The organism is Microvirga sp. 2MCAF38 (assembly GCF_052115485.1).
Lineage (GTDB): Bacteria > Pseudomonadota > Alphaproteobacteria > Rhizobiales > Beijerinckiaceae > Microvirga.
The window spans coordinates 53,925-75,579 of the sequence record NZ_JBFRGU010000006.1 but is presented as its reverse complement, the minus strand read 5'-3'; the positions used below and the strand labels follow the sequence as shown (position 1 = coordinate 75,579).

General features: G+C 57.0%; 21 protein-coding genes. 14 read left to right on the top strand and 7 right to left on the bottom strand.

Going from position 1 to position 21,655, the window contains the following annotated elements; all coding sequences use genetic code 11:
- Positions 1 to 4 precede the first annotated feature (4 nt).
- From AB4072_RS13750 to AB4072_RS13740, 3 genes are all read left to right on the top strand, one after another.
- On the top strand, positions 5 to 202 hold the full coding sequence (locus tag AB4072_RS13750; protein ID WP_441968716.1) for a hypothetical protein: 198 nt from the start codon (positions 5 to 7) through the stop codon (positions 200 to 202).
- Between the two features lie 116 nt (positions 203 to 318).
- On the top strand, positions 319 to 597 hold the full coding sequence (gene infA / locus AB4072_RS13745; protein WP_441968714.1) for a translation initiation factor IF-1: 279 nt from the start codon (positions 319 to 321) through the stop codon (positions 595 to 597).
- A 40-nt stretch (positions 598 to 637) separates the two neighbouring features.
- Complete coding sequence (locus AB4072_RS13740) at positions 638 to 934, top strand: hypothetical protein (RefSeq protein ID WP_441968713.1); 297 nt, start codon at positions 638 to 640, stop codon at positions 932 to 934.
- Between the two features lie 99 nt (positions 935 to 1,033).
- Here the strand turns inward: AB4072_RS13740 and AB4072_RS13735 are convergent, their stop codons facing one another.
- The 3 genes from AB4072_RS13735 to AB4072_RS13725 form a co-directional block, all read right to left on the bottom strand.
- Positions 1,034 to 1,195 (bottom strand): hypothetical protein, encoded by a 162-nt coding sequence (locus tag AB4072_RS13735; protein WP_441968711.1) that lies wholly within the window; start codon positions 1,193 to 1,195, stop codon positions 1,034 to 1,036.
- Between the two features lie 329 nt (positions 1,196 to 1,524).
- The gene (gene galE, locus AB4072_RS13730; protein WP_441968709.1) at positions 1,525 to 2,511 is read right to left on the bottom strand and encodes a UDP-glucose 4-epimerase GalE; all 987 of its coding nucleotides are present in this window, start codon (positions 2,509 to 2,511) and stop codon (positions 1,525 to 1,527) included.
- Between the two features lie 108 nt (positions 2,512 to 2,619).
- Positions 2,620 to 3,132 (bottom strand): winged helix DNA-binding protein, encoded by a 513-nt coding sequence (locus AB4072_RS13725; protein WP_441968707.1) that lies wholly within the window; start codon positions 3,130 to 3,132, stop codon positions 2,620 to 2,622.
- A gap of 347 nt (positions 3,133 to 3,479) precedes the next feature.
- On the opposite strand from AB4072_RS13725, the gene AB4072_RS13720 reads away from it, so the two are divergent.
- The 10 genes from AB4072_RS13720 to AB4072_RS13675 all read left to right on the top strand — a co-directional run bounded on the left by AB4072_RS13720 (position 3,480) and on the right by AB4072_RS13675 (position 17,897).
- On the top strand, positions 3,480 to 5,243 hold the full coding sequence (locus AB4072_RS13720; RefSeq protein WP_441968705.1) for a type I secretion system permease/ATPase: 1,764 nt from the start codon (positions 3,480 to 3,482) through the stop codon (positions 5,241 to 5,243).
- Entirely contained in the window at positions 5,158 to 6,615 is a 1,458-nt protein-coding gene (locus AB4072_RS13715) for an HlyD family type I secretion periplasmic adaptor subunit (RefSeq protein ID WP_441968703.1), read from the top strand. Before AB4072_RS13720 ends, AB4072_RS13715 begins: the two co-directional genes overlap by 86 nt.
- Positions 6,616 to 7,132: 517 nt before the next feature.
- Positions 7,133 to 7,927 carry a calcium-binding protein gene (locus tag AB4072_RS13710; protein ID WP_441968701.1) on the top strand — a complete coding sequence of 265 codons (795 nt, stop codon included), beginning with the start codon at positions 7,133 to 7,135 and terminating at the stop codon, positions 7,925 to 7,927.
- A gap of 60 nt (positions 7,928 to 7,987) precedes the next feature.
- Positions 7,988 to 10,228 carry a glycosyltransferase gene (locus AB4072_RS13705; protein ID WP_441968699.1) on the top strand — a complete coding sequence of 747 codons (2,241 nt, stop codon included), beginning with the start codon at positions 7,988 to 7,990 and terminating at the stop codon, positions 10,226 to 10,228.
- Entirely contained in the window at positions 10,225 to 11,061 is an 837-nt protein-coding gene (locus AB4072_RS13700; RefSeq protein ID WP_441968697.1) for a class I SAM-dependent methyltransferase, read from the top strand. The genes AB4072_RS13705 and AB4072_RS13700 overlap by 4 nt, the downstream gene beginning before the upstream one ends.
- The gene (locus AB4072_RS13695; protein ID WP_441968695.1) at positions 11,058 to 12,344 is read left to right on the top strand and encodes a glycosyltransferase family 4 protein; all 1,287 of its coding nucleotides are present in this window, start codon (positions 11,058 to 11,060) and stop codon (positions 12,342 to 12,344) included. Before AB4072_RS13700 ends, AB4072_RS13695 begins: the two co-directional genes overlap by 4 nt.
- On the top strand, positions 12,341 to 13,096 hold the full coding sequence (locus tag AB4072_RS13690) for a hypothetical protein (protein ID WP_441968693.1): 756 nt from the start codon (positions 12,341 to 12,343) through the stop codon (positions 13,094 to 13,096). Before AB4072_RS13695 ends, AB4072_RS13690 begins: the two co-directional genes overlap by 4 nt.
- A gap of 83 nt (positions 13,097 to 13,179) precedes the next feature.
- A complete protein-coding gene (locus AB4072_RS13685) occupies positions 13,180 to 15,360 on the top strand; it encodes a glycosyltransferase family 2 protein (protein WP_441968691.1) in 2,181 nt (726 codons plus the stop codon).
- A gap of 1 nt (position 15,361) precedes the next feature.
- Entirely contained in the window at positions 15,362 to 16,669 is a 1,308-nt protein-coding gene (locus AB4072_RS13680) for a glycosyltransferase family 4 protein (RefSeq protein WP_441968689.1), read from the top strand.
- Positions 16,670 to 16,709: 40 nt separating this feature from the next.
- On the top strand, positions 16,710 to 17,897 hold the full coding sequence (locus AB4072_RS13675; protein WP_441968687.1) for a polysaccharide pyruvyl transferase family protein: 1,188 nt from the start codon (positions 16,710 to 16,712) through the stop codon (positions 17,895 to 17,897).
- Between the two features lie 35 nt (positions 17,898 to 17,932).
- On the opposite strand, the gene AB4072_RS13670 is transcribed toward AB4072_RS13675, so the two are convergent.
- A complete protein-coding gene (locus tag AB4072_RS13670; protein WP_441968686.1) occupies positions 17,933 to 18,073 on the bottom strand; it encodes a hypothetical protein in 141 nt (46 codons plus the stop codon).
- 45 nt (positions 18,074 to 18,118) lie between these two features.
- Here AB4072_RS13670 and AB4072_RS13665 point away from each other — a divergent pair, with 45 nt between their 5' ends.
- On the top strand, positions 18,119 to 19,105 hold the full coding sequence (locus AB4072_RS13665) for a hypothetical protein (protein WP_441968684.1): 987 nt from the start codon (positions 18,119 to 18,121) through the stop codon (positions 19,103 to 19,105).
- 49 nt (positions 19,106 to 19,154) lie between these two features.
- On the opposite strand, the gene mctP is transcribed toward AB4072_RS13665, so the two are convergent.
- Genes mctP through petA form a run of 3 tightly spaced genes read right to left on the bottom strand, consistent with a single transcriptional unit; the run spans position 19,155 to position 21,627 of the window.
- Positions 19,155 to 20,693, bottom strand: a complete 1,539-nt coding sequence (gene mctP / locus AB4072_RS13660) for a monocarboxylate uptake permease MctP (RefSeq protein ID WP_441968682.1) — start codon at positions 20,691 to 20,693, stop codon at positions 19,155 to 19,157.
- A 41-nt stretch (positions 20,694 to 20,734) separates the two neighbouring features.
- A complete protein-coding gene (locus tag AB4072_RS13655; RefSeq protein WP_441968680.1) occupies positions 20,735 to 20,941 on the bottom strand; it encodes a DUF3311 domain-containing protein in 207 nt (68 codons plus the stop codon).
- Positions 20,942 to 20,967: 26 nt separating this feature from the next.
- A complete protein-coding gene (gene petA, locus AB4072_RS13650; protein WP_441968678.1) occupies positions 20,968 to 21,627 on the bottom strand; it encodes a ubiquinol-cytochrome c reductase iron-sulfur subunit in 660 nt (219 codons plus the stop codon).
- Between the last annotated feature and the right edge of the window lie 28 nt (positions 21,628 to 21,655).

Below are 21,655 nucleotides of genomic sequence, written 5' to 3'. Positions count from 1 at the left end.
GCACTTGGCCCGTTCTCCCCGGACTAAGAAGCTTGCGCAAATCACAGTTACCCGCGTCGGGGGCGAATACCAGCTCGAGCTTGAAGATGATGCCGGCAAAACAGTTCGTCTCGGCGCGACTTCGAATCAGGCCCTCAAGCTGGCCGACAAATTGGACGATCTCCTCGCCGACGAAGAGATCGAGCAGACGGCTCAAGCTTAAGCGTCTGAAGCCGTCTCGCTGCCCCGACTGTGATGCTGACGCGACCTTCCGCATTGTTTTTTGTGGAACGCTCGGGACCACGCGGGATTTCGTTTTGATAACCAAGGAGATTATTCGTGGCGAAAGAAGAACTGATTACCTTCGAAGGTGAGGTCACCGAGATCCTACCCGACGCTCGCTTCCGCGTCAGGTTGGAAAGCGGACACGAGATCGTCGCCTACACTGCCGGCAAGATGAAGAAAAACCGCATCAAGACCCTTGCAGGCGACCGCGTCACCGTCGAGATGTCGCCGTATGACCTTGACAAGGGTCGCCTCATTTTCCGCCATAAGGACAGTGGAGCGGGAGGGCCGCGCCCTGCTGCTGCGCGGCGACCGCAATTTCGTCGCCGGTAACGTTTCACGGCTGAACGAAATTCAAGATGCGGAGGGTTACATGGCCGCGAAGACTCTGTCCGAAACGTTCGTGTGGTCGGGGAAAACTTGGGCGTTCGAAGCTGGCGATCTGGTTCCCGAATGGCTGATGCGACAGGTAAACTGCGTTCTCAGGTTTGACCGAGATGCGTTGGTCGTGGAAAGCGAGGCCGGATTTGAGCTTTATCCAATGAGTTCCATGCAGGCTGACGACACCCTGATCCTGGCCGAGATCGTCGATATCCGCATGGACTCGGAGGTTGAGCACGTCTTGCCGATCACGACCCACATTACACCGAGAAAGATCTCGCTCAACTGACAGGTTGAACGCGCACCCAATCGGGTGAGATTGCGCATGAAAAAAGGCAGGGAAGCGGCATTGCGCTTCCCTGCCTTTGTTTTTTACGCGACTGACCGGTTAGCCGATCATGTCGATGATGATTTGTCGAACCTCTTCCCGGGTCAGGCCCGTGGGTTGCGGCGTGGATGTCTTACGAGCGGGTTGCACGGTCGGGGCCGTATCCTTCTCGGCGCGAGGCGACAAAATTTCCTTCGCTTGAAGTGTGGATATGATTTGCATGTTCTTTTATTGACCGCATCGACGAAACGTCGCGCAGTGTTCCTCTTTAAAATCATCGTGTGCAGAGCAAAACGATTGGCGGGCAGCGCGGTTCCCCGCGCAGCACTCAACTGATAAATTTGTACGGAGAGCAGGCTCGGCGCTCATTCACGAGCTGCGGAGAGCAGGCCGAACTATTCGGGTTGATAATGAGTATATAGCCGCTCGGGCTCACTTTTGCAAGGAAGAGTCTTTCTCCGCAAACTCACGCGTCAAACCCCTCTCGCATCTTTATAGGGGACGTACTCGATGCTCTCCCCTCTCCGGAAAAGTCGAGCTCGGCCGATAGCTCATCGATAACCCGCAAGATTGGCGGCACGCCAATTCCAGGCGGTTTTAACGATATCGTCCAACATGGGGTATTTCGGTGTCCATCCGGTATCTTGGCGCAGGCGGGCATGCGATGCGACGAGAACGGGTGGATCGCCGGCACGCGGTGGCCCGATCCGGTAAGGGACTTTGCGCCCCGAAATACGTTCGACAGCTTCGATCACCTGCAGAACGGAATAGCCCGTGCCGTTGCCGACATTGTAACGGCCACTCAACCCGGCCTCGAGACGATCAAGAATACGCAGATGAGCATCTGCCAGATCGGTTACATGAACGTAGTCGCGAACCGCGGTGCCATCGATCGTATCGTAGGTGTTGCCGAACACGGTCAGCTCCGGTCCCAAGCCAAGAGCTGCGTTAATCGTCAATGGGACCAAATGGGTTTCAGGATCATGATCTTCTCCAAGGCGCCCTTCCGGATCAGCGCCCGCGGCATTGAAGTAGCGAAGAGCTGCCCAGTTCAGGCCGTGAATTTGTCGAGCCCATTCAAGCCCGCGCTCCGCCATGAGTTTCGACTCGCCGTAAGGCGACATGGGCGCAAGCTTCGCGTCTTCATCGATCGGGATGCGATCCGGTGTACCAAACAGAGCGGCGGTCGAGGAAAGAACGAAGCGGTTGCATCCGGACTTGATGGCCGCCTCCGCGACGCGCAGCGTATTGTTTACATTCTCCGCGATATAGAGAAGAGGTTCACGCATGCTTTCTCCCACGAGGGAGCGCGCAGCAAAGTGAACGACACCGTCGAACCGCCAAGACGCGAAGATCTCCTGAAGACGCTGGCGATTGGCGATGTCCTCGACAATCAGTTCAACGCCCGAGGGAATTGCCGCACGATGCCCTTGTGACAGGTCATCGAGAACGACGACTTCATCGCCGCGTTCGACGAGCGCAAGGACCGTGTGGCTGCCGACATATCCGGCACCACCGGTAACGAGAAATCTGGCCATATTCTGTACTCTTGAACGGATACCGCTCCAAAGGAGCGCACGGCTATAGAGGCACGTTTGTTAAGCGTGAGGACGACATGACGGCAGAAAGCCCCTGGGAAACTTCACTTAGGCGATCTGTGCGTCTCCATACCGTAATGCGTTCGTCCAGACATGTTCGAGGCGGCGGAGGGTCTTGAAAGCGATCTCGAGTTCGCGCTTCTCTTCCGCGTTACGCACGACCAGGCGATGATAAGAATCGTCCATCTTCCGGACCGCATCACAAAGCGCCCGCCCTTTCTCCGACAAACGAATGCGCGCGGAGCGCCGGTCCCGTTCGGATGCGTTGCGGTCGATATAGCCTGTTTCAAGGAGTCGCTTGAGATTGTAGGAAGCGTTCGATCCCAAGTAGTAACCGCGATCGATAAGATCGCGAACCGTCAGTTCGTCAGTGCCGATGGTGAACAGCATCATGACCTGAGAAGGGCTGAGATCGTTAACGCCGAGCCGTCCTAGGTCGAGTCGGAACAGGTCGAGATAGCGTCGATGAACGCGCTCGACGACCCGCACCAGATCGAGATGCGAAACGGCGGACGAGTCATCAGCTGAGGTGACAGACGCTGTCGGGACGGAGGGCGTCAAGGAGGAAGATAACGGGAGGAGGTGGGAGCGACCATTATATGGCACTTCCCGATAGCACTCCATCTCTTTGCTTAATTTGTGTTCCATGCTTTTCTTGCCGCGGTTCTAGTGGTTGTTTCGAATTTCGAACTATTTCCGAGGCGATTCCCCTAAATCTGTAAGTTGTATTACATTGTTTTATTTAAGCGGAATGCAGTATTCTAGGTGACATTCCGTAAACTTAGCATATGATAGTGTGGTGATTTGTCGAGAGGCAAGGAAACTGGAAATATTCCCATGCTCGTCGTAATCGATTACTCTCCTGATTTCACTTTTTCTCGGAAAATAATACCACAGGAACGGCTTGCATGAGCAACGCAACCGTTTCCGGAAATGCAGCGGATCTCATTCATCGCGGCCGTAAGGCATTCATCCTTGGTCTTGTATATGCGGGCCTCCTGAGCGCCTTCATCAATGTCCTGCAACTCACCGTGCCTCTATTTATGTTGCAGGTGCATGACCGCGTCGTGAACAGCCAGAGTCTCGACACGCTTGTCATGCTGATTGTCATTGCGACAGTCGGCCTCGTGCTTTTCGGCATTCTCGATTACGTGCGAGCGCTCACTTTTCAGGTCATGGGAAGTATTCTTCTGCGCAAGTTGAATCTCCCGGTCTTGCAGGCTGCGGTTTCAGCTTCCGTGAACCATGGCGCTGTGCGGGCAGGTCAAGCGATCCGAGATCTGAACGACATCCGATCCTTCATTACCGGAAGTGCGATCAGTGTCCCGCTTGAGGCAATGTGGTGCCCAATTTTTCTCGCCGTTCTGTTTGCGCTGCATCCTCTTTATGGGCTTGTCGCGTTGGTTTCGGCGACGCTCCTTGTGGTGCTGAGCCTGGTTTCCGATCTGCTCACGCGACGGGCGCTGAAGCGCGCGAACGAAGCCACTATCAGCGGAATCGGTGACATCAGTGGCAGTATGCGCCACGCGGAAGCCATCGAAGCCATGGGCATGCTGCCGGCTCTGGCGCGGCGGTGGCGCGGCGCCCAAATGCGCTCGCTCGATCTTCTGGATGCCGCGACAAGGCGCGGGCGTGCCTTGTCGTCCCTGACGCGCACTTGCCGTTACATGATGCAGATCGTTGTTCTGTCGGTCGGTGCAACACTTGTCATCAAACAAGAGGTGAGCCCGGGTTCCATGGTTGCTTCCGGCATCATCATGGGGCGTCTGCTTCTGCCTTTCGACTCGATGGTGGACGGTTGGCGGCAATGGGTCTTCGCCCTGGCCGCCTGGAGGCGCGTGCGTGATCTTCTTGAAAACGAAGCGGCCACGCGTGACACGCAACCGACGCCGCGCACAACGGGGGACCTGACAGTCGACCGCCTTGTCTACGCGCCTCCGGGTTCGGATGTGCCAGTTTTGAAGGGAATTTCATTTTCTCTTTCGCCGGGCGAGGTGCTCGGGATCGTCGGACCGTCGGCCGCTGGAAAATCGACGCTCGCACGTCTTCTCGTCGGCGTGTTGAAGCCGACGACCGGTGGCATTTACCTTGACGGGCATAACGTCTTCTTGTGGGAGCGCGAGTCGTTCGGTGACGTGGTGGGTTATCTGCCGCAAACGATATCGCTTCTCGACGGGTCGATTCGCGAGAACATCGCGCGCATGCAGCATGCGGATCCGCGGTTGGTGCTGGAGGCATCACGCCTCGCCGATGTGCACAATATGATTGGACGTTTTCCCTTAGGCTACGATACACGCCTCGGTGACAGCAGCTTTTTGTTGTCGGGTGGTCAGCGGCAGCGGATAGCCCTCGCCAGAGCTCTCTATGGCAAACCTCGGCTCATCGTGCTGGATGAGCCGAATGCGAACCTGGATACGGAAGGCGAAAGAGCTCTCATCCGCGCTATCGATGCGGCCCGTGCGGATGGCGCGATTGTCATCCTCATTGCCCACCGCCCATCGATCATGCAGGTCGTCGACAAGCTTCTGGTTTTGCAGGAAGGGCGCATAGCGCAGTTCGGTCCGCGTGCATCTGTTGTCGATATCAATGATCGTAGCGAGAAAATTGCCAAGGCTGTTGCCACTAGCGCAATACCTACGGCTCAGGGAGAGGGCCGTCGTGGGAAGCACTGAAATTCTTGTTCAACAGCGAAAGTTGCATGTCGCCGAGATTCCGGACAACCAGAGAAATTGGGTCGAGCGCTTTGAACGCGAGGAGCAGGGCGGGCCCTCTTTTCGTGTTCCGGCTATCGCCGGGGCCATCGCTATCGTTGTCGGTGTCGGTGGGTTTGTCGGTTGGGCCTTTGCCGCTCATCTGGACAGCGCCGCCGTGGCGAACGCAACGGTCATCGTCGATTCAAAGCGCAAAACCGTCAGTCACTTGGAGGGCGGAATCCTAAAAACTCTGCTCGCCCAGGAGGGTGATCTGGTCCAGGCGGGACAACCTCTGCTGCGTCTGGACGATACGCGGGCAAAGGCAGAGATCGAACAACTGCGCGCAAGGCGCGTCGGTCTTGAAGCACGGCTTGTGCGATTGCGTGCAGAGCAGTCTCACATTGAGGATCTAAAGTTTCCTGACGAGGTGATGGCTTCGCCAAGCCCGATCGCCGCAGAGGTGATTAATGCGGAGAGGAAAGTTTTTTTCTCGCGCCGCGAGATGTTCAACAGGAGAGTCGAGATTCAACGGAAAGCCGTCGAACAGCAAGACGCTGAACTCGTCGCGATCCGCGCCCAGATGGAGGCCAATACCCGCCAGTTGGAATTACTCGGCCGCGAATTGAATGCGATCGCTGGTCTGGTCGAAAAGGGTTATGCTCCCCGCCCGCGTCTGACAGAGTTGCAAAGCCGCGAAAGTGAGTTGACTGGGCGTGCAGCCGAACTCGTCGCGCGCAAGGCGAAAGCCGAGCAGGCCAAGGCCGCCGCTGAACTGGAGATCGTATCGCTCGAGAATGATCTTCAACAGCAAGTTGCCGCTGATCTCCAAGCGGCGCAGCTGGAATTGGCTGATACGATGGAGCGTATGAATGCTTCGAGCGATGTCTTGCGTCGCGTCGATGTGGTCTCGCCGCAAAGTGGTATTGTCACCAACATCCGTGCACGGACGCCGGGTGGTGTGATTGCGCCGGGGCAGCCAATTCTCGATATCGTACCGGAACAAGAGCCTTTGGTTGTCGAAGCAAAAGTGGGCTTGCGCGACATCGATTCCGTACATGTCGGGGCACCCGTGCAAGTGCGACTGACCGCTTACAACAATCGCAGCACGGCACCGCTTTCCGGAAAGCTGACCTATCTCTCCGCTGACCAGCAGATCGACGAGCGCAGTGATGCTGCATTTTATATCGTGCGCGCGTCGATTCTTCCGGAGAGCCTGGCCACCAATCCCACGATCAAGCTCTATCCGGGAATGCCGGCCGAAGTGTTGATCATCAACAAACCGCGCCGCGCCATCGATTACCTTCTCGCACCCATTACCGAGAGCTTTAATCGGGCCTTCCGAGAGGAATAGCGGTCGGCAATCCGATTGCGACCGGGACGGCGCAAGCAAGTGCTATCTCGGTCGCCCGCTCAATGGGTTCTGTATGTCTTGAGCGTCTGATAGCAAGACAGATTTTCGGCAAGTGATCGTCGCTACGCGCGCGTGCAGAAAGCATGGGCTTTCGTAACCGTTCTGATGGGAATGGGACGCCGCGGGGCTGTGGAATCCCTGGCATTACGCATGTTTGTGCTTACGAGCTAAAATTGGTTTTAAATTAAAAACAATAATTATCTAAAATAAGACTAAAGTAATTGCGTATCTAATTTAAATTAAATTAGAGATCTTGCTGATTTATAAGCTTATTTTTATTTAAGATTGGGCTTTACAATTTCTTGAGTCATCATCAATGTTGCGGTGCGGCGAATAACGAATACGAATTAAACGGTCAAAAATCGTTGAAGTCTCTCGTTATGTGTTCGTTTGCTCTGATCGACCGATGCGATCCGGCGGGCAGGCTCCCTCCGGCGTAAACATCAAGGAGATAGATATGGCGACTCTAGAGGGTGGTGCCTTCCACGATACCCTGTTCGGCACCCACTCCCCTGACGTGATCTTCGGACACGGGGGAGATGACTTGATTTTCGGCGGGGGCGGCAGCGACGCGCTTTTCGGCGATGACGGCAATGACATTCTCTTCGGCGGCGCCGGCAGCGACGCGCTGTTCGGAGGTGCCGGAAACGACATTATGTTCGGTGGCGCAGGCAACGATCTTCTGCAGGGTGGCGCCGGCGACGACGTTCTCTTCGGCGGCAACGACGACGATATCCTTCAGGGCGGTGCCGGAGACGATTATCTACGCGGCGGCAACGGCAACGATATTCTGCAGGGCGGTGCCGGAAACGACATGCTTGATGGTGGATCGGGTAATGATCTGCTGCAGGGTGGAGATGGCGACGACGTTCTCGACGGCGGATCGGGCAACGACATTCTGCAGGGCGGCGCCGGAGATGATGTGCTCAGGGGTGGCTCTGGCAATGACATCCTCGAGGGTGGTGCCGGTGACGACGTTCTGCTGGGTGGCGCAGGACGCGACGTGTTTGTTTTCTCTGGCGGTGGTGGCAACGACGTCGTCATGGACTTTAAAGTCGGCGAAGACTTGTTGCAGATCTCCAAGGGGATCAACGGAACCGACATTGGGAGCGCAGGCGATCTCGCAAGTCGCGTATATCAGATCGGCAGCAACACTCTTGTCGATCTCGGCAATGGCGACACGATCACGCTCGTCAATGTCAATTCCGAGCACGTGCAGAGCCATCCGGGCGACTACTTCACCGTCCATTAGTGCGAACCGGCACCGCAGCTTAGCGCTGCGGTGCCGATCTCTTAAAGGCTTGTGAGACGCATGGCGCTTCTAGACATATCCGTACCGACACCGTCGTCGAGCCGAGCCGATCAGCCAGAGCTCGCTCTTCTTGCTCGTGATTTGATCCTGCTCGTATGGGATGTTCCTGAGACGGTTCGCGCGCCTGTGCCGCTGTCTGTTGCCGAGGCAAATTCGATTGCTCCGACGGCGTCTATGCGCCTCGCCCGTATCGATGGCGGCACTCGTTTGCTATGGGTTTTGCGGCGGCCCGAGCGGGAACAAATACACATCACGTTGTCGACTGGTCTACCCGGATCAAAAGCCGGCCTCACCGTGCAGTCGGACACGGCCATTCCATTCGTCGATCCCGAAGGTCTATTCGACGGCCTTGACGAGCAGGCACGTGTGACTCTCGTTTCGACTTTATTGAATGTGTGGAGCGGTCTGTTTCGTCTCCAGCGCAATGGTACTTTCATCAAAATTCTTCGCGGGTTGATGCTACAACTTCGATCCGCTTCGCTTCCCGCCAATGTCGTTGCGCGCGCCGTAGGCGACATGGTTCTCTTGCAAACGTCGCTGTCTGCGGGGTTTGGCAAAATCGATGCAGTCCATTGCATCGGACAGAATGGAATTCGTCGCCTCAAAGGGCGACCGCATCGCTCGTCCCTGGGGAAGGGAGGAGAGGCGGTTCATCTTCTCGCGACGGGTAAGGAGCTTGTTACACATGAAGCCTATATTGTCCTTGCCGGACCGGATGGGCTCGAAGCTCGAACGCTCACGAGAACCGAGAAACAGCTACCCTCGTTGACGCAATGGTTTCGCGAACAAGCGAAGCGCGCGAGGGGCTTGCGCGAACATCTCCTCATCGATCTCTCCGAGCAGACGCCATCAGGTCGAGCTGCGGCGCTCGAGATTCAGCTCGGCGCGCCATTGGATCCGCAGCGAGTGGGAGTTGGCAGTTCGGGGTTGTCTGCTGAGATTACGTGCGCCATCTCAACCTCATCGGGAACGCTTCTCGCCGGTTGGTTCCGCGATCCTATGAATCTCATTGCGGGTGTTGCCGCGATTGGCACCGATGGAACGGTTCGCGATCTGACGAACACACTCCATCGCTTTCCTGTGGTCATCGAGGGGACTGGCAGCGCCGGGCGGTTGAATAGTACGGGATTTGCCGCTCTCGCTCCTTCCGTGGGCGGTGTTGTTCCTATTCTCCAGCCGCGTTTTCGGTTGCAGTTGAAGTCCGGCGCATACCATCCTCTTATCCCGGCATTGCAGCCGATAGACCCGGCCGAAGCCCGAGCCACAGCTTTGCGCGCGGTTCCGCCGCAGCATGTGGACGAGGCGTTTCTTACCGGCGTTCTTGCTCCAGTGATTGCCGATCTCCACGCTCAGACTCGGGCGCACATGAACCAGCCTCAGATTCGCACAATCGGGACGCCGCTCGCACACCCGAAAGTCTCTGTTGTCATTCCTCTCTACAAGGTTCTCGATTTCATCCGTTTCCAGATTGCCGCGTTTGCTACGGACCCTTGGTTCCGAAAGCATGTCGAACTCATCTACGTTCTCGACTCGCCGGAACAGGTCGCCGATGTGGAGCATCTTCTGGGCGGACTTCATCTGGTCTATGGGCTGCCGATCAATCTCGTGATCATGGATCGCAACAGCGGCTATGCTCGTGCGTGCAATGCCGGAGCCGCCGTCACGCGCGGAAAGATTCTGGCATTGGTCAACTCTGACGTCATTCCGAGCGCCCCTGGATGGATCGAGAATCTTGCGGCACGGCTTGATAGCCGCCGACGGATCGGTGCGGTTGGCCCGAAGCTTCTTTTTGAAGACGGCTCGCTTCAGCATGCGGGATTGTATTTTCAGCGCGACCATCGCGGGCGTTGGCTCAACCATCATTACTTCAAGGGTATGCCGCGATACTATGCTCCTGCCACGGAGCAGCGCCTCGTGCCGGCAGTGACGGGAGCCTGTCTGATCACGACGCGTGCACTTTTCGAGAAGGTGGGCGGCTTTTGTGACGACTATGTCATCGGTGATTACGAGGACAGCGATCTTTGCCTGAAAATCACGGCGGAAAATCGGAAGATTTTATATGTGCCGGATGTCGAGCTTTATCATCTCGAGCGTAAGTCGATGTCGCTCAACGCCGAGTACATGAAAGGGATCGCCTGGCAGTACAACTGCGCTCTGCACACGTCTCGTTGGGAGGATACGATCAAGCGCCTCATGAATGCCCACACTCGCCTCGGAAAACCAAGGAGTAAAGCCGCATGAACGCTCAGATCGGTAGCAAAATTCCCGCCTTTGAAGCGTTGCTCTCGCCTGCGGAAGAAAACAGACTTTCATGGATGATGGAAATCATCGAACGTAATCGTTTCCTCCCAGCCCCCGCTCCCGAGAACGTCTTTGTCGGGGATGGAGATTACAGGGCTATCGGGGTCGAGTATTTGGGTCACCTCGTGCGTATCGGCGGTCTCAAGCCCTCCGATCGCGTGCTCGATATCGGTTGCGGAATCGGTCGCATGGCGGTGCCGCTGACTCAATTCCTCGATGAATCGACGGGATGTTACGAGGGCGTCGACCCCGTGAAAGAGGGAATCACGTGGTGTACGCAGAACATCACTCCCGTCTATCCTCGGTTCCGGTTCTGCCAGATCGATCTGGCTCACGAACTCTACAATCGCGGTGGCTCGCTCGCCGGTCATGAAGTCGTTCTGCCCTTCTCGGATGCGAGTTTCGACTTCATTTTCATGGTGTCGGTTGCGACGCATCTTCCTGCCGATGAGATTGAAGCCTATAGCCGCGAGGCTATGCGCCTGCTCGCTCCGGGCGGGCGTCTTTTCATGACAGCGTTTTTGATCCTGGATGGAGATCTGGAACGGGACGGAGCGCGGCCGAAATTTATCGCCGGACGTGAATCCGGGACCTGGTATGGGGATCCGTCCGCGCCTCTTGCTGCAATCGGCTTCGAGCGGAACCTGATCGAGCAGGCAATTCATGGAGAAGGATTGCGCATTCAGCGAGTGAGTCTTGGTCATTGGCGCGGCACCGATAGCACACATTATCAAGACATCATCGTCGCGACGAAGCCCGGGAAGGCAACTTGATCATGCGCGTTCTCGTCGTCGCTCACAATCATCCCGATCTTCACCCCGGCGGTACCGAAATCTTTGCTCACGGCCTCTTTAAGGAGCTTGGTTCACGTCCGGAGATCAATGCGCTCTTCCTCGCTGCGACGAACCGTATCCATCGTGAGCCACGCCCAGGTACGAGCTTCCAGACGGTGACGGATGCTCCTGACGAAGTCGTTCTCTGGAGCGGGCATTTCGATCACTTTTACCTCAGTCAGATCGATACCTACGGCGTTGTCCCGCATCTCGTGGATCTGTTGCAAGAATTCCGCCCCGACGTGGTGCATATTCACCACGTCCTGCTCCTCGGAGTTGAGTTTATAGCCATCGTGCGGCGCGTCCTCCCTGATGCCCGCATCGTCATGACCTTGCACGATTACTACGCCATCTGTGCCCATGATGGTCTGATGATGCGCACGCGGGGCCGGGAGCGTTGCAACCAGGCCTCGCCCAATCGATGCAACACATGCTTCCCCGACATCTCGGCGGATCGATTTCTGCTGCGTGAACGCTATCTCAAGACCCTGTTCACCCAGGTCGATCGTTTCATTGCGCCGAGCCGCTTCATCAGAGACCGTTACATCGCCTGGGGGCTCCCCGCGACAAGCATCGATGTCGTACCGAACGGGCAACCTGCCGCCCCGGTAGCACCTCACCGTTCATCCGCTGACGGACGACGTTCGGTGTTCGGATATTTCGGCAATCTCAATCCTTGGAAGGGCGCATCGACCCTTCTGAAAGCAAGTCGACGCCTCATCGACCAAGGAGCGGAGAGGTTCGAGCTGCGCCTTCATGGTGGGGCGCTATTCCAGGCGCAAAATTTTGTCGAGGAAATCGACACGCTGGTTCGTGAAACAGAACCGCATGTCGTCCGTCTCGGGCCTTACCGACGTGATAATATTCCCGCCTTGATGGCAGCTGTTGATTGGGTCGTCGTTCCTTCAATCTGGTGGGAAAATGCGCCGCTCGTCATCCAGGAGGCTTTTCACCACAGGCGGCCGGTCATCGTGAGCGACATCGGCGGCATGGCCGAGGCGGTACAGGACGGGGTGAACGGGATACATGTTCGCCCCGATGATCCTGCCGCACTCGCCAACATCATGAAGCTGGCGATGGAAACCCCCGACCTTTGGGAGAGTCTGGTGGAAGGGATCAAGCCGCCTCCCAGCATCACAGAGGTCGCCGCTCGGCACCTCGATCTGTATCGCAGCATCGATGCAACACGCAGGCCACCTGACGGGGGAGCAATCGCAGCATGAGCATCGCGGAAGTCAAAGCATCGCCACCCGCCGACAATGTCTCCAATGGGCAGATTCAGGGGCGATTGGATGCCATCGAGAGCCGCCGACTTTACGGCTGGGTTTGGGATCGCGGCCACCCGGCGGAGCGTCTTCTTGTCCGCGTTCTCTCTCGGGGACGTATGGTCGCCTCCACGACGGCCGATCGTCCACGCATCGATCTGAGGCGAAACGGCATCGGCGATGGCGCCTATGCTTTCGAAGTCGAATTGCCAGAGGCGATCGGGCACGAGCAGGACGGTCTTGAAGTCGTCGCTGTCTCGCGCTCAACCGGCGAGGAGGTCGTTCTCCCCGCGCCGAGCCAGGATGAACGCGCGGCGGAGGCTGTCATCAGTGCTCCACTCAACCGTGTTCTCGCTCAGCTCGAAGTGCTTATCGCTGCCCAGCATCGATCCCAGATCATTCTGCGAGAAGCGGCGCAGGCGACGCGCGGGACCGCCGATCAGGTCGAGCAAATGTCCTCGAAGGAGGATGGCATCGGTGCTGCTCTTGAAGTCGTGCGTTCCAATCAGGGTGATCTCGCTCTGCGCATCGCGGATATAGAAATCTTCTTGATGCGGTTCGACAAGATGATTGCGGGCTTCGACGAGCGCATCAAAGATCTTGCCAACGCCGCCGACCGACCGATGCGTCGCGCCGTTGCTATCCTCCTCATGCTGACCGGCATCTCGGCTATCAGCGCATTCATTACCCTCGCAATCGTTCTTCGCTAGAGAATCCTATGACGATAGCTGCACGTCACATGACACCAAGCGATCTTACTCACTCCACCAGAGGGGAACCCCGGGCGGGAACGGTGCTTTTGAGTGACCAGTTCGGCCTCCCGACCGACGGCGAGACTGTGCTGGCGGCGTCAATCGGCGAGAATCTTTTGCTTGTCAGTGGGGTGACGGATACCATGCCGGGTGTCGTGCCGGCTTTGCTCAACGGCGATCCGGCCATGTCCATGACGGCGACCGTGTTCACCTGGAATCGGAAAGATGCGTCGCCGGAGGCAAGTATCGGCTTTGTCGCCATTGTCCCTGTCAGGGTTGCGGGTCGAGTTCGAATTCGTTCGATCGTGATGCGCCGCAAAGGGCAGCCGGCCCGCTATACGCTTATCCGGCGCGCTTTGCCGGTACCGCATCTCATGAACATCGTCTCGGCCGATGCGGGAGCCGAGTTTTCCCAGGTCTCGGACAGCGTCTCACAGGCATTGTTGAGCGGGCGCGCCGATCCGAAGCGTGTCGCCGCTGCCCTGTCAATATTGACGGATACGGCGCGCAACGACGGTTTCGTCGAGGTCATGGGCGTCGTCGATACGGGCCAGATATTTCTACAGGGATGGGCGAGCGAACTTCCAACCGATCAAACGTGTCTCATCGTATCGCACGATGGTCTCGCCGTCGGAGAATTCCGAGGCGCGAAACTCCAGCGGGACGACCTGGGAGAACGCGGATACGGCTTCCTTGGCATCCTGGATATGGGCAAGACGGCGGCCATTAATCTCCCGGATTTGCAGCGGTTGTTTTTTCGAAGTGGTCAGGGTTGGCGGACACTCGATATTTATGACCGTCGTGTTCTTCTATCCTCAACCGACGTGCCGGCCCACATTCGGGACGTTCTTCCTAGGGCGAGTGCCAATTCCGAAACACTGAAAACGTTGCGAAAGGCGGGCGAGCGCTTTGATGGACGCGATACTGTCTCCACTCTCAAGGAGCCAGTTCGTATCGGCATGGATATGGTTCTCGAAATGCCGACTGGCGGTATGCTCGTCAGCGGTTGGATGCTCGATCCCGAGCGTCTAGTGGAATCCGTTACCATTCACGCCGGCAAGGATTCCGTTGCCATCCACGAGACCTGGACACGGCTTTCTCGTCAGGACGTGACGACGGCTTTCCAGCAGGACAGTGCCTTTTTTCAAACCATGGCCCCGTTTCGCCATGATCACGGTTTTCTCGCGTTCGTTCCCGGCCTTTCTTCTACTCAGGATCCGGTTTACTTCGAGCTGTCGTTAGGAAGCGAGAGTGCAGCCTTCTATCCCTTGAAGCCCGTACGCACATCATCGCGGCGAGCCCTGGATCGAATCATGTCGATCCTTGATCCTCACTCAGCGGCCGCGACTATGGCGATCGAGGCCCATATCGGTCCGATGATTCAGGTGCTCGATCACCAAAAGCCCCGTGCCATCGAGTTCCGGGATTTCGGTTATGACGAGAGTGCCGCTGCCACGGGCCTTGCCCTCGGTGGAAGCTTCGACGCGGAAGAGATCCTCATCACGTTGTCTCTTTTGGCCCTAGATCCCGACACACGCGACATCCCGATCGTCGTCTCGGTTCCGGCGGAGCTCTTCGGCAAGATCGCAGCAGAAGTTCGACGGATCGCCAGTTTCTACGGACTTGGTGTGCGCCTCGTCGCGGCCGAAGGGGTCCAGGATCCTTGCGACGCTTTGGAAGCGGCCGTGCAGGTCATGAATCTTGAGACGTGCGTTTTTCTGACAGCGAGTGTGCTCCCTCGTCGACAAGGTTGGCTGTCTCTGATGGAGCGTGCTTACCGAATGCGCGACGGCAAAGTCTTGGTGAGTCCGACAGTGGTTTTCGAGGACAACTCGATTTGCTTTGCGGGCACCTCGCTCGATCATCGAGAACGACGCTTGGTCGACAACTTTCTCGGCTATCCGTCCGATGTGATCTGCCACGCCGAACCGACCGAAGTGATGGCCGGATCGATTGCCTGCTGCATCCTGTCGAGATCGGCGTTTCAGGATATCGGAGGTTTCAGCCAGTCTTATCTGAGCACGAAAGACAAGGGACGTGACTTCTGCCTGAAGCTGAAACTGGCGGGCACGCCGTCCCTTTGGCTGCCGGAAGTCGAGATGATCGCCGCGGATGGCGCTCCTGGCGACGCTAGCCTTCCGTGGCAACGGCTGGTGCAGCATGTCGATCGTTGGAGTTTCGACCGGCGTTGGTCTCATCTCGTTGCGAATATGCGAGGGTAGAATGGCTTCTCATCCGTTACGCGTCCTCGTCATTTCTCACGGTCACCCGAGTTTCTCCTTGGGAGGTGCCGAAGTCGCCTCCTATAATCTTCACAAGGGATTGAACGCCATCGAGGGGCTGAGTTCCCGGTTTATCGCCCGTGTCGGGCGTCCTGTCGTGAGGCACGGTGGAACCGCGCTTCTCAGTCTGCGCCAGAAGGAAGGGGAAATCCTCTATCACGCGGATGACTACGATCATTTCTTCCTCTCCAATCACAACACGGAGGAGATCGAGCGAGATTTTCTTCGCGTCGTGCAGGAGATCAAGCCGGACGTCATTCATCTCCATCACTTCATCGGTCTTGGCCTCGAATGCCTCTATGCCGTTCGCCGTGCTTTGCCGGACACCATCATCGTCGTGACGTTCCACGAGTTTCTTTCGATCTGCCATCACCATGGGCAAATGGTGAAAGCCAAGGGCTCGAACCTCTGCCGCCAATCGTCCCCGGCCGATTGCAACGCATGCTTCCCGGATATATCGCCAGCACGGTTTCTCCGCCGTGAGCAATTCGTGCGCGGTCTTCTCCAGATCGCCGATCATTTCGTATCGCCGAGCCAGTTTCTGGTGGATCGCTATGTCGAGTGGGGGCTTGATCGATCGAAGTTCACGGTGATTGAAAATGGTCTGGATATTTCCGATCAGGCCGTTCCGCGGCCCCTGACATCCGGGGGGCGGCGAGCGCGGTTCGCCTATTTCGGACAGATTACCGCGTTCAAGGGTGTGGACATTTTGCTCGACGCTGTGGCGCGTGTTCCGGAGGCCATCTGGGGTGATGACGCGCAGCTGATGATTTTCGGAGGTAATCTTGAACGCCAGCCGAAGCCGTTCCAGGAAAAAATAGAAAAGCTTGTCGAGCAGGCCGGTTCGCGCGCGAGATTCTACGGTGCTTATCAGAATAGCGAGATGCCGCGCCTGATGAAGTCCATCGACTGGACGATCATTCCGTCGATCTGGTGGGAGAATTCACCGATCGTCATTCAGGAATCGTTCTTCCATGGGCGGCCAATGATCTGCAGCAATATCGGCGGCATGGCTGAGAAGATTACCGATGGTGTCGATGGGCTCCATTTCCGTGTCGGCTCGTCGGAGGATCTGGCCGACCGCATGGTCGAGGCCCTGACCGATCCAACTCTATGGGACCAGATGCGCGCCGGTATCAAGCGGCCGATCAGTTTCCGTGAGTGCGCGCAGCAGCATGTCGACCTTTACTACGAAATCGCCGCAAACCTTGAGTCGACACACGTCGCACGGCTTGCGCGATCTGCATGAAAACCCACCCACCGGAACATTAATAAAAAGGAGACGAAAAGTGGCACGCGTTCTAGTTATGATCCCGTCCGGCGAAGTTTACGACCACGATAACGTCCGTTGGTATCGATACAAAGACATCCAGAACCACATCAATCATTACCATAACATTGGCGACGCCTTCGTTTTCGACTCGTCCCTGAAGTTGTTGAATTTCGATAAACTCGGCGTTCTGCCTATCGCCAACCCCAATCTCGACGATATCGACAGGCTCAATGAAGAATACGATTATGTCTTCCTGCGCGGTTCGAATTATGTTCACAAGGACATGCGCTGGAGCCAGACGATCGATGTTCTGAAGCGTCTCAAGATTCCGGTCATCGCCTACGGCATCGGCGCTCAAGCGCCCGTCAAAGGAAAGATCGAGCTTTCCGACGAGACCAAGACGGTCCTTCGCATGATGGCGGATTCGACGACATCCATCGGTGTGCGTGGCACGTACTCGGCTCAGGTTCTGTGGGACATCGGCATCCGAAACGTGCGGATCGTCGGCTGCCCGACGGCATTTCGGCGCAACAATCCCAACATGAAGATCCAGCTGCCCGCGCTCGACAAGGTGCGTTACGCAGGCATCACCATGCGCCGCGAGGTTTCCCCTGCCTACGCCCAGGACATCAAGCGTTACCTTACTTTCCATCGTGATCTCGTCAAATCCCTGGCACAGCGCTTCGATGTGGTTCTCATGGCTCAGGGCGAGGTGGAGGAAAAGAAGATCGTCTTCGGAACGCAGGAGCAAAAGGAAGAAGCTTTTGCGGCGTTGCGTGCCAACAAATGGGTTTCCGAATGGTACATGGACGAGACAATGGAAAAGCTGCATCGTGAGCGACTCTTCTATTCTGATGTCGTGGCCGATTACGAGGATTTGGTTCAGCAGAAGGATCTCGTGCTGGGATATCGCCTGCACGGCAACCTGATGGCTCTCTCGAATGGGACGCCGTCCATCTACTTCACCTATGACAGCCGAACGGTGGAGTTCGCTGAAACGTTTCAGATTCCGAGCTTCGATGTCTTCTCCGGCAAGGATTTCAATATCGAGGAGTACTGGGACCAGTCCCTGTTCGATAAGTTCAACAGGGCTTATCATCACACCTATCGTGAGATGCAGCAATTCCTCGTCGAGAATGGCGTCGACTCGAAAATGGTCGACGTCATGCAGAAGGTCCAGGAACCCGCCCAGAAAGTGGCTTAGTGACTGGCGCGATGCAAGGAATACGCAGGCTTCTCTCAGCGCTCCTTCTTGTGGGGAGCTGCCTGGAAGCTAGCGCTCGCGTCGAAGAGAGCGAGCGCGAAGCCCTTATGGTGATTCCCGCTGGGCCTGTCGAGACGGTATTCGACTGGTCCCGCGACGCCTGCGCGAAAAGCCATGTTCCGGATGCTCCGGCGCGGGCTTTTCGCAATGCGGCTCGTGAGGTGAACCTGATTATCAGTCACAACGATAATCGGGCCCTCGTTGGACCCACTATCAATGAGGTACGACCACGCTGCTCAGTGATTTATCGGGGAACGCGGTCAGCTCGGTTGGCCGACTTCGATGACCTGAGTTGGATCGGCGGTGTGTATACCCGCGATGGCCAAACGGTTTATGCGCTTGCTCACACGGAGTTACGGGGCGAACGCATACACGGACAATGCCCGGCAGGCCGCTATAGCGCGTGTCTGCTCAATACGGTGACCGGCCTGGTGTCTCGCGACGGCGGGCGTAGCTTCCAGCCTGCGGGAACGGGGAGGCCGCCTGTGGTAGCAACGCTTCCCTATGGATTCCCGACGGATCGGACTGCCCGGGTCGGTTATGCCAATCCATCCAACATCATCGAGCGCGATGGCTGGTTTTATGCATTCGTCTTTGCCGATGGCTACAAGGATCAGCGCCGCGGAAATTGCCTCATTAGGACCAAGGATATCGAGGACCCATTCTCATGGCGCGCCTGGAACGGAACGGACTTCTCGGCGCAATTTATTGATCCTTTTCGAGAGCCTGGAAAAGATCCAAAGCTCCATGTCTGCGCGCCCGTTGCTTCGAACGTCATCGGTCGCATGATTGGTGGAATTGTCACGTACCGTGATAGCGGATCCGTGATAGCGGTCTTCGGCGACAAGAGGCAGGACGCCAACGGGCGCTGGATCGAGGGGATCTTCTCATCAACGTCATCTGACCTCCTCACCTGGACACGACCTTCCCTCATCATGGAAGCGCAGGTGCTCTGGGACAAATCCTGCGAAGAGCCGCACGCCTATTTCTACCCGACCCTCATCGATCCCGATGCGCGGACCTTTTCGTTCGAGGATGTCGGCACAAGCGGCTTTCTCTATCTGACCCGATATCAACTCGATAAGTGTCAAGTGACCTGGGACCGAGATCTCGTGCGTGTCCCGGTAACGATTCAAAAGATGCGGTAGTTCGCGGATTATTGCCGTCTTACTTAAAAGCTAAAAGCATCGTGGTGCATTACATGTGGTAGTCTGCCGCTGCAGTCTGATCGGTGCCACGGGTCGCACGAAACGGATTCAGAGCCAGGGTAAGAACGATTGACACTGCGAAGTTCAGACCCAGCGCATAGAGAGCCGCGTAGCCGGGGATGGTGAGGCCATCGAGCGAGAGGGGCACCACGGCCGATTGGAAGCCTTGTGAGGCTGCCATCCAGGTTCCCGTCACGATGCCGACAGCCCAGCCGATCAGAAGCGCCCAAGGGTTCAACCAGGCGGTATAGAGGCTGACAATCACCGCGGGAATTGTCTGACTGATCCAGATGCCGCCGAGAAGCTGGAGCTGAATGGCATATTGCAGCGGAAGAAAGATGATGAAGATGAGGGCCCCGAATTTTACGATCAGCGAAACGATCTTGGCATTCTGCGCCTCTTGTTTCGGGGTTCGATCCGGCCGGATGAAGGGGACGTAGATGTTTCGTGTGAAGAGGTTCGAGGCTGCGATCGACATGATGGCCGCAGGCACTAACCCCCCGATGGCGATGGCCGCGAAGGCGACGCCTGCGAACCAATCCGGGAAGGAATGGAGGATCAGCGCGGGTACTGCGAAGTTCGACCCGTAGCGGGCGAATTGCGGGGCGAATTCCGGGAGTTTGTCGACACTGACCGCCAGCGCCATGAAGCCGGTGAGCGCGAGAAGTCCGAGCAGAAACGAATAGGCGGGGAGATAGGCGGCATTGCGGCGGATCACCTCGCGACCGCTCGAACTAAAGATCGCCGTCATTGTGTGCGGATAGAGAAAAAGGGCGAAAGCCGAGCCCAGTGCGAGCGTCGCATAGGCGGAGTATTGACCAAGATTACCATTCTTCGGCGAGGTGAGGAGGAGCTTCGCTTCGGGTACGGACGCGAACAGCTTTGTGTAGCCACCGATCTCGATGGGAATAACGACCACCATGGCGATCACAGTGATATAGATCAGCGTATCCTTGACGACCGCAATCATCGCCGGAGCACGCAACCCACTCGTATAGGTGAAAGCTGCCAGGATCACGAAGGCGATAATGAGCGGCAGATCGCCGAGAAAACCCGCAGCTTGTACGCCCATCGCGCCGATCACCACTTCGATGCCGAGCAACTGCAGCGCGATATAAGGCATGGTCGCCATGATGCCGGTTATCGCGACGGCGAGCGCAAGCCATCGGTTTCCGTGACGCCCTTCAACGAAATCTGCGGCAGTGATGTAGTTGTGTTTGTGCGCCACCGCCCACATGCGGGGCAGGATGAGAAAGACGAGCGGGTAGACGATGATTGTGTAGGGCAGTGCGAAGAAACCAATGGCGCCTGCGCCGAAGACGAGGGCAGGGACAGCGATGAAAGTGTAGGCTGTATAGACATCGCCGCCGAGCAGAAACCAGATGACCACCGTGCCGAGCCGGCGCCCCGCGAGACCCCATTCATGCAATTGATCGAGATCGCCGCGTCGCCAGTTGGCGGCGACAAATCCGAGCACCGTGATGAATCCGAAGAGTAGGATGAAGATGATCAGCGCGGTCCAATTCATGTCCGTCTCCTCGGGACAAGCGACTCGCGACTGTCGCGGCGCTAGCCGATCTTGCGGTGCACCAGAACGATCAGGCCCGAGGTGATGAACACCCAGGCGAATTGATACCAATAGAAGAACGGGATGCCCCAAAGCTGCGGCTCGATGGCGTTGTAGAACGGAACCCAGAGCAGAGCGATGAAAGGGATCAACAGCAACAGGTTCCAGGCACGGTGGCCGCGCGGCCGGGTATCAAGGGGGTCGGGCATTTCAACGCCTCCCTTGGTTCAGAGCCTTACCAGCCTGTCACGGCACGGCCGGCTTGAAATCTAACTAAAGAAGCGCAACGGTTCGCGTTGGTTCCATGGATGATTTCATATTCAAGAGCATCCGTAATCTGGAAACGATGATGACCTTTCAGAAACCGTTTCTTCTCAAAGCTGCTCGATGGAAGAGAGGAAAAGGTCTCGCCAGCTGGGTTCTCGCCCACGACCAATGTCTTGTCATTCGTGTAGTGATGCGGCGGAACCGCTAGATTGTAGGGAGCGGGTACCCCGCGAGAAACCCGTCCGGCCAGATCATATTTAGACCCATGGCAGGGGCAAAAGTATCCACCTGGCCAAGCCGCATCGACGTTGGGGTCGCCTGGGTCAGGTTTGACGTAGGGAATACAGCCCAAGTGAGTACAGATGGCGACGAGGACGAGGAATTCGGGCTTGCTCGACCGGCTCCAGTTTCTTGCGTAGCTTGGCTGCTGATGAACGGACGATTCTGGATCGCTGAGGCGTGAGATTACACTCTCGCTTTTCAAACTCGCTTGTTCCGTGCGATGCAAAACGAAGATTGGTTTCCCTTGCCAGAAGAACGAAATTTGTTGTCCCGCTGAAATGGTGATGTGGGTTCTCCCGCCGCCAAAACATCTGCCGATGGCTTCATCGATGCAAAGAGCGGCCAAATTGTAGCGGCGGTGCCTACCGTGGCGA

Bases quoted from the DNA above. Each gene is read 5' to 3' on its own strand.
- AB4072_RS13680 (WP_441968689.1), top strand. From the start codon at position 15,362: ATGGCTTCTCATCCGTTACGCGTCCTCGTCATTTCTCACGGTCACCCG.
- AB4072_RS13655 (WP_441968680.1), bottom strand. From the start codon at position 20,941: ATGCCCGACCCCCTTGATACCCGGCCGCGCGGCCACCGTGCCTGGAAC.
- AB4072_RS13720 (WP_441968705.1), top strand. From the start codon at position 3,480: ATGAGCAACGCAACCGTTTCCGGAAATGCAGCGGATCTCATTCATCGC.
- AB4072_RS13700 (WP_441968697.1), top strand. From the start codon at position 10,225: ATGAACGCTCAGATCGGTAGCAAAATTCCCGCCTTTGAAGCGTTGCTC.
- AB4072_RS13710 (WP_441968701.1), top strand. From the start codon at position 7,133: ATGGCGACTCTAGAGGGTGGTGCCTTCCACGATACCCTGTTCGGCACC.
- mctP (WP_441968682.1), bottom strand. From the start codon at position 20,693: ATGAATTGGACCGCGCTGATCATCTTCATCCTACTCTTCGGATTCATC.
- AB4072_RS13690 (WP_441968693.1), top strand. From the start codon at position 12,341: ATGAGCATCGCGGAAGTCAAAGCATCGCCACCCGCCGACAATGTCTCC.
- galE (WP_441968709.1), bottom strand. From the start codon at position 2,511: ATGGCCAGATTTCTCGTTACCGGTGGTGCCGGATATGTCGGCAGCCAC.
- AB4072_RS13670 (WP_441968686.1), bottom strand. From the start codon at position 18,073: ATGGCTTTTCGCGCAGGCGTCGCGGGACCAGTCGAATACCGTCTCGAC.
- AB4072_RS13735 (WP_441968711.1), bottom strand. From the start codon at position 1,195: ATGCAAATCATATCCACACTTCAAGCGAAGGAAATTTTGTCGCCTCGC.
- AB4072_RS13715 (WP_441968703.1), top strand. From the start codon at position 5,158: ATGATCGTAGCGAGAAAATTGCCAAGGCTGTTGCCACTAGCGCAATAC.
- AB4072_RS13740 (WP_441968713.1), top strand. From the start codon at position 638: ATGGCCGCGAAGACTCTGTCCGAAACGTTCGTGTGGTCGGGGAAAACT.
- AB4072_RS13705 (WP_441968699.1), top strand. From the start codon at position 7,988: ATGGCGCTTCTAGACATATCCGTACCGACACCGTCGTCGAGCCGAGCC.